At 73.2% G+C, this 9,668-nt stretch carries 9 protein-coding genes; 5 read left to right on the top strand and 4 right to left on the bottom strand.

What is annotated here, in order from left to right:
- Window positions 1–363: 363 nt before the first annotated feature.
- Window positions 364–1,275, bottom strand: a complete 912-nt coding sequence (locus BBH68_RS07195) for an alpha/beta hydrolase (protein WP_065959865.1) — start codon at window positions 1,273–1,275, stop codon at window positions 364–366.
- Between the two features lie 200 nt (window positions 1,276–1,475).
- Here BBH68_RS07195 and BBH68_RS07190 point away from each other — a divergent pair, with 200 nt between their 5' ends.
- The gene (locus tag BBH68_RS07190; RefSeq protein ID WP_245737934.1) at window positions 1,476–2,282 is read left to right on the top strand and encodes a 4'-phosphopantetheinyl transferase family protein; all 807 of its coding nucleotides are present in this window, start codon (window positions 1,476–1,478) and stop codon (window positions 2,280–2,282) included.
- Window positions 2,283–2,291: 9 nt separating this feature from the next.
- On the opposite strand, the gene BBH68_RS07185 is transcribed toward BBH68_RS07190, so the two are convergent.
- Window positions 2,292–2,939 (bottom strand): response regulator, encoded by a 648-nt coding sequence (locus BBH68_RS07185; protein ID WP_065959863.1) that lies wholly within the window; start codon window positions 2,937–2,939, stop codon window positions 2,292–2,294.
- Window positions 2,903–4,219, bottom strand: a complete 1,317-nt coding sequence (locus tag BBH68_RS07180) for a sensor histidine kinase (RefSeq protein ID WP_079150848.1) — start codon at window positions 4,217–4,219, stop codon at window positions 2,903–2,905. The genes BBH68_RS07185 and BBH68_RS07180 overlap by 37 nt, the downstream gene beginning before the upstream one ends.
- Window positions 4,220–4,442: 223 nt before the next feature.
- Here BBH68_RS07180 and BBH68_RS43980 point away from each other — a divergent pair, with 223 nt between their 5' ends.
- The 3 genes from BBH68_RS43980 to BBH68_RS07165 all read left to right on the top strand — a co-directional run bounded on the left by BBH68_RS43980 (window position 4,443) and on the right by BBH68_RS07165 (window position 7,885).
- Window positions 4,443–6,377 (top strand): serine hydrolase domain-containing protein, encoded by a 1,935-nt coding sequence (locus tag BBH68_RS43980; RefSeq protein WP_065959861.1) that lies wholly within the window; start codon window positions 4,443–4,445, stop codon window positions 6,375–6,377.
- 125 nt (window positions 6,378–6,502) lie between these two features.
- Entirely contained in the window at window positions 6,503–6,706 is a 204-nt protein-coding gene (locus tag BBH68_RS07170) for a hypothetical protein (protein ID WP_065959857.1), read from the top strand.
- A gap of 171 nt (window positions 6,707–6,877) precedes the next feature.
- Window positions 6,878–7,885, top strand: a complete 1,008-nt coding sequence (locus BBH68_RS07165; RefSeq protein WP_245737933.1) for a HEAT repeat domain-containing protein — start codon at window positions 6,878–6,880, stop codon at window positions 7,883–7,885.
- A 40-nt stretch (window positions 7,886–7,925) separates the two neighbouring features.
- On the opposite strand, the gene BBH68_RS07160 is transcribed toward BBH68_RS07165, so the two are convergent.
- Window positions 7,926–8,450 carry a hypothetical protein gene (locus tag BBH68_RS07160; protein WP_065959855.1) on the bottom strand — a complete coding sequence of 175 codons (525 nt, stop codon included), beginning with the start codon at window positions 8,448–8,450 and terminating at the stop codon, window positions 7,926–7,928.
- A 283-nt stretch (window positions 8,451–8,733) separates the two neighbouring features.
- Here BBH68_RS07160 and BBH68_RS07155 point away from each other — a divergent pair, with 283 nt between their 5' ends.
- The gene (locus BBH68_RS07155) at window positions 8,734–9,627 is read left to right on the top strand and encodes a CPBP family glutamic-type intramembrane protease (RefSeq protein WP_065959852.1); all 894 of its coding nucleotides are present in this window, start codon (window positions 8,734–8,736) and stop codon (window positions 9,625–9,627) included.
- Window positions 9,628–9,668 lie beyond the last annotated feature (41 nt).

Genomic DNA, 9,668 nt, shown 5'->3' with positions numbered 1-9,668 from the left:
ATCACCGCACCGCCGGCGCCGTCATCTGCGACATCAAAGACTGACGACACCACGGACCGACGACACCAAAGGCTGACGACACCAAAGACTGTCGGCATCAAGGGCGGGCGGCATCCACGCGCCTGACTGTTCGGCGGCCCGCCGGGCCCCTGTTCCACCGGCCGAACCGGATACGGGGGCCCGGTAATTCGTATGGCATCTTCGTGCCACGGGTCTGGGGCGCGAAGCCCACGTGGCAGACCATGGAGCCTGTGATTCCGCCCCAGCGGCATCACCGGTGAACGTGGTCTCCCCCGCGTAACGGGGGCGGGGGAGGCCACGTTCCCGTGCCCGGATCCGGCGCGGGGCCTGCCCGAGCGGGCATCACCCCTTCAGGGTCCGCTCCAGGAACTCCAGGACCGTCTCCGCGTAGCGCTCCGGATGGGTCTTGACGCCCTGCAGATGTCCGGTGTCCGGCAGCGTGTGCACCTCCGCCCGGGGATACCGCTCCGCCAGCGCCCGTACCCCCGCCGCCGGGATCATGGTGTCGCTCTCGCCGGCCAGGATGAGCATGGGCGTGGTCTCGTACGCGCCCCGCACCGCGGGCGGCCACTGCACCCGCAGCATCGCCACGGCCATCGACGACGCGACCTTCTCCAGCACCTTCCGGGACGGACCCTCGCGCAGCGGGCCGGGGACCGGCAGCCCGTCGGCGGCGACGAAGTTGCGGAACAGCGGCCGCAGTTCCAGCGACGGGCCGCTGTCGAGGACCAGCGCGTCGACCGGGCGCTCCCCGTCCCTCCTCAGCATGTAGAAGGAGGGGAAGGTGGAGATGGAGAAGCCGTACACGGCGATCCGTGCCGAGGCGTACTCGTCCATCCCGCGCAGGTGGTTCACCACGGCTGCCACGTCGTCGGTGTGCCGGTCGCTCATGCCCCAGCACGCCCGGTCCGCGCCGCTCTTGCCATGGTTGCGGTGGTCGAACATCGCGACCGTGTAGCCCGCCTGACCGAGCAGCCGGGCCTGGGCGAGGCTCGCGGACTTGCTCAGGCCCAGGCCGTGGCCGAGCACCACCACCCGGCCGGGGTCGCCCGGGCACAGCCACACATGCAGCCGACGCCGCCCGCCGCTCACCGGCACGGACACGTCCGTGCTGGTCAGACCCACGTCCGCGGGCTTCTTGTGGTGCGGTCTGCGGGGCGGGTGGTAGATGAAGTACGAGAGGAAGGCGCCGTACAGCGGAGCCACCGGGAGGGCCAGCGCGGAAGCCGTCTTCGCCCAGATCCCCGTCGCCATGTCGCAAACCTCCATTACGGAAAGTGCCCGGACTGTGCGCGATCGTAGTGGCGCCCTCCGCCGGGCGGACCGGCCCGGAGCCAACGTGTCCTAATTCACCGGGTGCCTTCCGTGCGCCAACCCCTGCCGCGGGCAAGGATGTTGGAGCCGCCCCGGCGCGGGGCGGGTCAGGAGCGGCGCTGCGGGGGGAGAGCGGAATCGTGTCGTACACAGGCTCTGAGCCGGCCGTGGGCGGGGTGGCGGAGGAGGCGTGGGGCCCGGTCCGGGACCTGCCCCGGCCGGCGGACCGGCCCTCCGGGGCCGAGGTGGCCGTATGGCTGCTGCGGATCCCGCCGGCCGCCGCTGCCGCCGCCGAGCGCGCCGGGATGCTGGACGCCCGGGAGCGCGAGCGGGCCACCCGGTTCCGCGACGACACCCTGCGGGAGCGCTATGTGACCTCCCATGTGGGGCTGCGGGTGCTCCTCGGCGCGTATCTGGGGATCGCCCCCGGCGAGGTCGAACTCGTCCGCGAGACGTGCGGCATGCCCGACTGCGACAAGCCGCACGGCCGCCCCGCCGTGGCGGGCGGGGAGCGGCTGCGGTTCTCCCTCTCGCACGCCGAGGACGCCGCGCTGTACGCCTTCGCCGACGCCCCCGTCGGCGCCGACATCGAGGCCCACAACGAGCGGCGCGACGGCACGGTGGTGAGCGGCCTGGCCCGGCAGCTCCACCCCGACGAGCAGGCGGCGATCGAGGCGCTGCCCGAATCGCGGCGCGCGGAGGCGTTCCTCGGCTGCTGGGTGCGCAAGGAGGCGTATCTCAAGGGCATCGGCACCGGCCTGCCCGGCGGCCTGAGGACCCACCACGTCGGCCTGGCCGACCACCTCGCCCCGCCCGGCTCCACCACCCCGCCCGGCTGGTCCCTCGCCGACGTGCCCGCCCCGCCCGGCTACGCCGCCGCCGTCGCGCTGCGCACCGACGGCGCGTCAGCGGCGCGCCCGGTGCTCGGCGCGCTGCGCCTGGGCTGAGCCCCGGGGTCACTTCAGATACGCCAGAACGGCGAGGACCCGCCGGTTGTCGTCGTCCGAGACCGGCAGGTCCAGTTTGGCGAAGATGTTGGAGGTGTGCTTGATGACGGCCCGCTCGGTGATCACCAGCCGCTCGGCGATCGCGGCGTTGGAGCGGCCCTCGGCCATGATGCCGAGGACCTCCCGCTCCCGGGCGGTCAGCCGGGCCAGGGGGTCGGCGGCGGAGGAGGAGGTGCCGGCGAACAGCCGGGCGATGACCTCGGGGTCCATGGCGGTGCCCCCGGCGGCCACCCGGCGGACCGCGTCGACGAACTCGTCCGGGTCGAACACGCGGTCCTTGAGCAGATAGCCGATGCCGCCGGTGCCGTCGGCCAGCAGCTCCTTGGCGTAGAGCTGCTCCACGTACTGGGAGAGGACCAGGACCGGGAGGCCGGGGATCCGGCGGCGGGCCTCCAGAGCGGCCTGAAGGCCCTCGTCGGTGAACGTCGGGGGGAGTCGTACATCGACGACTGCCACGTCCGGACGTTTCTCGACGAGGGCCTGAAGGAGGTCGGGGCCGGTGTCCACAGCGGCGACGATCTCGAAGTCGTATGCCTCCAGAAGCCTGACCAACCCGTCCCTCAAGAGGAAGAGGTCTTCGGCGAGGACAACACGCACGGCAGCTCCATGGTCAGTGTCGTCGGACCGCCCGTCGGGCTGGTCACGGCAAGGACACCGTCGAAAGTAGCAAGCCGGCGCTCCATGCCGCGCAGTCCCGTGCCGCGGGAGGGGTCCGCGCCGCCCACCCCGTCGTCGCTGACCTGGGCGCGCAGCCGGCCGGTCTCGTACCACAGTTCGACCGTGACCCGCTGGGCCTCGCCGTGCTTGGCCGCGTTGGTCAGCGCCTCGGAGATCGCGAAGTACATGGCGGACTCGACCGGGGCCTCGGGGCGGCCGGGCAGCTCGGCGTTGACCTCGACCTCCAGCGGGCTGTCCATGCCCAGGGCGCGGACGGCGTCGGCCAGGCCGCGGTCGGCGAGCACCGGCGGGTGGATGCCGCGGACCAGGTCGCGCAGCTCGTTCAGGGCGGTGGCGGAGGCCTGGCGGGTGTCGGCGAGGATGGCGCGGGCCGCCTCCGGGTCCTTGGCCAGCAGCCGCTCGGCCACGCCCAGGTTCATGCCCATCGCGACCAGCCGGGCCTGGGCGCCGTCGTGCAGGTCCCGCTCGATGCGGCGCAGCTCGGCGGCCGAGGTGTTGACCGCGTCGGTGCGGGTCTCGGTGAGGTGGCGGACCTGGCGCGACATCTCGGTGGGGGCCAGCAGCGACTTGGCGAGCAGAGCGTGCAGCCGGATCAGGTGCGGGCCCGCGGCCAGGCCGCCCAGGATGATCGGGACGCCGAGGGCCGCGGCCATCAGGGCGGAACCGTCGCTGGTCACCTTGATCATCGCGTACCAGTTGTTGCCGCCCCCGTCCGCGATGTCCTCCCAGACCAGCGGCATGATCAGGCCGAAGACCCCCCAGCCGACCAGCGCCAGCGGCAGCACCGCGATGGCCAGCCCGACCACCGGGCTGACCAGCGTCCAGGCCAGGTCACGCCAGGTCGCCGGGTCGGTGAGGATCCACTGGTTGCGCTGCATCAAGCCCTTGAAGCCCGGCTCGGGAGCGGGCTGCGGCCGGTACGGGTCCTCGATCTCCACCCCCGACCACTGCCCGGCCAGCCGCCGGGTGATCGCCGTGGTCCCCCGCAGGGCCACCGCGAGGGCGGGCACCAGGAACACCCCGATGCCGACCCCCAGCAGCGAGATCGCGGTCACCATCAGGCAGAAGAGCAGCACCTCCCACGGGGCGAGCGCGGCCAGCGCCAGCCCGCGGCCCATGGCGCGCACCCCCCGGACGGGCCAGGGGCCGCTGCCGCCGGCCTGCCGTCCGCCGGTCCTCTCGTCGCTCATGACGCTCATCTCGTAACCCCCTCCTCGGTGCGGCCCTTCCGCCGCTGTGTGCCCTTCAGTCTGCCGTGGTGCGCCCGCCCCGGCACTGGACCCGGGTGGCGTTTCGGGGGGTGTAGTCAGGTCCCCCACAAGACGCCACCCAGGGCCCTCGGCCTACCGCCGCGCCGCGCGTTGACTTGTCGTCATACGAGAAATGTCCCCCGCGTCCCTCTGTGAGTGAAGGAGCCGGTAAATGAGTGCTCGACGCAGCGCTACCGCGGCGGTGTCCCTGCTGCTCGCCGTCCTCATGACCGTGCTGGGGACGGCCGCCTCGGCCTCCGCCGCGCCCGGCACGCCACGGCCCCGGAACCTCACCGCCCTGATCGACTCCATCGTCGAGAGGCAACTGGAGGACTACCGGATCCCCGGCGCCGCGGTGGTCGTGGTCTCCGGCGGGCGGCAGGTGCTGGCCAAGGGGTACGGCGTGGCCGACATCGACCGCGGCACCCGGGTGGACGCCCGCCGTACGGGGTTCTTCATGGGCTCGGACGCCAAGGTGTTCACCGCCATGGCGGTGCTCCAGCAGGTCGAGCGGGGGAAGCTCGACCTGCGGGCCGACGTCAACCGGTATCTCACCCGCCACAAGGCGGCCTTCACCATCAAGGACACCTACCCCGGGCGGCCGGTCACCGTACGCGACCTGCTGACGCACACCGCCGGGTTCGACAACAGCATCATCGGCCGCGCCACCGCCCACCCCGAGGACGCCGAGCGGCTCGGCGAGAGCCTGGCCGAACACCAGCCGAAGCGGGTGCGCCCGCCCGGCAAGGTCTCCAGCTACGACAACTACGGGGTGGCCCTGGCCGGCTACCTGGTCGAGCTGGTCTCCGGCGAGCCCTTCGCCGGGTACCTGCACCGCCACGTCCTGCGGCCGCTCGGCATGACCCGCACCTCATTCGCCCAGCCCCACCCCGCCGCCATCGCCACCGAACGGGCCGGCGGCTACCGCCCCGACGGCAAGCGGCAGGTCACCGCCGAGGGCCAGTACGGCGCGTGGACCCCGACCGGCGCCGCGGCCGTCACCACCGCCACCGACATGGGCCGGCTGATGCTCGCCCAGCTCGCCGGCGGCAGCCTCGACGGCCACCGGGTGCTCGGGGCGACACTGACCCGGGCCATGCAGCGGCGCCAGTTCGCCAACGACCCGCGCCTGCCCGGCATCGGCTACATCCTCGAACAGCGCGACCGGGACGGCCACCGCATGCTCGTCAAGGACGGCGACATCCCCGGCTTCCACGACAACCTCGCGCTGCTCCCCGACCGGGACACCGGCGTCTACGTGGCCTACAACGGCGACGGCGAGGACGGCCGCGCCTCCTGGGCCGGCCAGGAACTCGTCAACCTCGTCGCCGACCACACCTACGGCACCCCGCGCCGCGCCGCCGTCACCCGCCCCGGCGAGACCGGCGAGTTCACCGGCTTCTACCGCTCCACCCGCACCAGCCACTCCGACCTCACCCGGGCCGCCGCCCTGACCAGCTCCGTACGGGTCACCAGCGGACCGGACTCCACCCTCACCACCACCGGCCCGCTCAGCCGCGACCCGGGCGTCACCGAGCAGCACTGGGTGCGCGTCGGCGACGGCCTCTTCCAGGAGAAGGGCGGCCAGGAACGCCTCGCCTTCAAGGACGGCAAGCTCTTCCTGGCCTCCGACCCCACCGTCGCCTACGAGCGGCTGCCCTGGTACGAGTCCCCGGTGCTGCACCAGCAGCTCCTCCTCGGCTCCCTCGGCGTCCTCCTGCTGTCCGTCACCGCCTGGACCCTCGGCGCCCTCGTCTCCCTCCGCCGCGGCTCCGCCTCCGCCGCCCCGGCCGGTGCCCGGCTCGCCCGACTGCTCGCCTGGACCACCGGCGTCCTGCTGACCGTCGCCACCGGCTGCTTCGCCCTCCTGGTCGCCGACCCCAACTCCCTCAACCAGAGCGTCTTCCTCGGCGACTCGCCCATGCTCAAGCTCGTCCCCGTCCTGGTGAAGGCGGCCCTGGGCACCACGGCGGCGGTCCTGGTGTGCGCCGTCATCGCCTGGTGGCGCCGCTGGTGGGGCTGGGCGGCCAGGCTCCACTACAGCGCGGTGGCGCTCGCCGCGGTGCTCTTCCTGGCGGTCGCGGGCAACTACCACCTGGTGAGCTGACGCCCGCCCGTCCTTCCGGCGACGGCCTGCCGGTTCAAGGTTCGCGCAAGCTTTGGGCACGGTTCGACCGACAGGCTCATGCACCACTGACAGGCTCATGCACCACCGACCAAGGGGAGACGCCCATGAGCATCGGAGCAAAGATCGCCACGACTTTCGCGGGAAGCGTCCTGGCCCTGAGCGCGGCGGTTGCTCCCGCCGTCGCCTCGCCGTCGGCGTCAGCCGCCGCGCCGGCCGGTACGGCGGCCGGCCCGGTGCAGGGCGCCTGGCTCACCGTGCCGCCCGGCACGGCGGCCGGAGTGACCGCCGACACCCCGATGTGCTGCTGAGGGCGCCCGATGGCCGCACGGGAGGGGCCGGCGGGGCAGAGGGCCCCGCCGGCCCCTCCCGGGCGCGCCGCCGGCCCCTCCCGGGCGCGCCGGAGACCGCGTCAGGCCGGGCCGGAGACCGCGTCAGGGCCGGACGGGCTTGCCGCGTCCGCCACGCCTAGGCTGTGTCCCATGTCAGACGCCGTTGACGCCCTCATACGTGACCTCTCGGACCGGGACCGCGAGGTACGGAGGGCCGCCGAGGACGGCCTGGTCGCGCTCGGAGCGCGGAGCGTCGACCGGCTCCTGCCGTACGTCCGCGACGAGCGACGGGACAGCCCGAGGTTCGGTGCCGAGTCCGTCCTGAAGCGGCTGGGCGACCAGGCGCTGCCCCGCCTCCGGGAGATCCGGCGCCACGGCCCCGGGCACCTGCGCGGCAAGGCCCTGGAGTCGCTGGTCGAGCTGGGCGGCGCGGAGGCGCTCGACGACGCCGACCGGCGCGCCGTGGAACGCCTGGTGCGCATCAAGCTCCTGGACGAGGGCCGGGTGGAACTCCCCCTGGACGCCGGCCGCTGGCTGGCCTTCCCGGCCGACCGGCTCGACGACGCCGTATCCGCTCTCGGGCTGCACGACCTCCGGCCCGCCACCGTCGTGACGGGCGTGGAGGCCGCCACCCGGGCCGCCGACTCCCTCGAGTTCGAGGATTCCCGGGGCGAGAAGCAGACCGCCTACCGGGTCTTCATCACCCCGGAGTTCGACAACTGGCGCGGGGACCCGCCGACCGGCAAGTGGCGCCTCGTGTGGGGGAACGCGTTCGTGGACGAATGCGACGGATTCCTCCTGGCCGACAGGCTCAGCGAGCGGTGCGGGGAGGCGCACTTCTACGTCATCGACCCCTACCACTCCGGCTCGTTGTGGTACGTCGCCCGTGACGGCCGCAGGGTGCGCAGCTACGGCACCTACGACTACCCGGAGTTCAGGGGCGAGCCGCTGCCCTTCGAGGTGAGCTACATCGAAGACGCGGCGAACGGCATCGACGAGGAATACGCCGAGGGCGTGTCCGACGCGGGCATCGCGGCCGACCACCTCTCCGTCGAACCCGGCCCCATGCCCATCGAGGACACCCACGGCCACGGCTGGCTCGCCACCACCCACCCCGACGCCCCCAACGCGCGTTTCAAGGGCGCCCTGCCGATCTAGGGACCGCGCCTGGCGAGGGGGTGATGGGGGTGATGCCGCCTCAGCCGGGGAAGGCGCGGGCGAACCCGGCCAGGTTCCGCGGGCAGGTCCAGATCTCCCGCGTCATCCGGCCCTCGAACCAGGACTGAGCCCCCTCCTCGTCGGGCCAGTTCTCCTCGTCGGCCGGCGCCGCGTCATGGTCGGCGTCCCGCTCCGGGTGGGCCAGCATCTCCAGGACGTACCGGAAGTTGTCCAGGTCGGCGCCGGACACGTCGTCACACGGATGCGCCTCATGCGCACAGGACGCCTGCCCCAGGGTGCGCTCGACCGCGCCCATCGCCTCCAGCACCCGCGCCTCGGCCGCCGCGTCCGGGCGGGCGTAGATCACATACGGGCCTGTCAGCACCAGCCCGAGCGTCCACAGCGCCGTGTCCGGCCCGTCGGCCGCCACGCTCGCCTCCAGATTCCTCGCGCACCTCAGCACCATGGCCGGCGCGTCGCCGAGGTAGAAGCCGTGGCGGATCTCGTCCCACTCGTCGATCAGGTCGTCCCACTCGGCGGGGGTGGCCGTCTCCAGGTCGCTCATGATCCGAGGATGACATGGGGGTCCGACACCGAGGCGGCGGGGTGCGGCGGGGTGCCGCCACCACCCGGGAGTGGCCGGCCCGGAACCCACCCGTCAGCGCGCCGGTCCCGGAACCGGCCCCCTTTCGTGGCCAGGGAGAGCCCGTCCACAGGGCCGTCGCTGATCCCCGGTACGTCGAAGGATGTACGCGCATCTCATCTACGGACACGAGGTCCGCGGCCGAAACGGAACCGAGACTGGCAGAAGCACGGCGGAAGATCACCAGCTCAGCCAGGACGGACGAATGACGAGGCAGCACCCGGGCGGGAAGACCGCCCTTTCCCGATCCAGCGCCCTGGCCAGGGCTCTCCTCGGCGGCCTGTTCATGGCCGCCGCGCTCGGCGTCGGCACGGCCGCGGGCTCGGTCGCCGCGGAAAGGATCGGCCTCACCGGCACGGCGGCCCGGCTGGTCCCGGCCGCTCTGGTCAGCGCACTGGCGATCGGCCCCGTAACCCTGGTGTTACGGCGGCGTCGAACCCGGCTCAACGCCCTGGGTTTCGGCGGCGTCGGCGCCGCCCTGCGGGCGTTTTCCGTCGGGGTGGGCGTGACGTTGGTGTCGGCGGTGCTCGTCATCGGAGCGGGGACGGCTGGGGGCCTGCTGCGCTGGTCGCGTCCGGACCCCGTGCCGCTCATCGGCTTTCTCGCGTCCAACGCGGTGATCGCGCTCCTGCTGGAGGCCCTGCCCGAGGAAACCACGCTGCGCGGTTACACCTGGACCGCCTTGCGCGGGCGGTTCGGCGGCGCCGCCTCGGCACTCGGCACGACGGCCGTCTTTCTGCTCGTGCCGGGCGCGTCGACGGTGGCGTACGCCGCGACCGCGCGCCTGACCGGCGCCGAACCCGCCCCCATCGGCATCGTGCCACCGGGGCAGGACGCCGCCTCCTACCTGATCCTGCTCCCGGTCTTCGGACTGACCCTCGTCGCGGCCCGGACGGCGGTCGGCCAGGCCCCGCTCTGGGCCTCCATCGGCACCCATCTGACCTTTCTCACCGTCAACCGCGTCACCCTGGAGGGCGACCGGCGCGGCGCCGGCTGGTCGGCGAGCCAGACGACGCCCGACGCGGTACTGCTCGTGCCCGCCTATCTCCTGGTCGCCGCCGTGGTGTTCCTGCTGTACCGGCGCACGAGCCGAGCCTGACCCGATCGTCGGTGCGTCGCCGCCATTGAATGACGCGTCCT

This window comes from Streptomyces sparsogenes (assembly GCF_001704635.1).
Taxonomy (GTDB): Bacteria; Actinomycetota; Actinomycetes; order Streptomycetales; family Streptomycetaceae; genus Streptomyces; species Streptomyces sparsogenes.
This window is presented reverse-complemented; position numbering and strand designations above follow the sequence as displayed.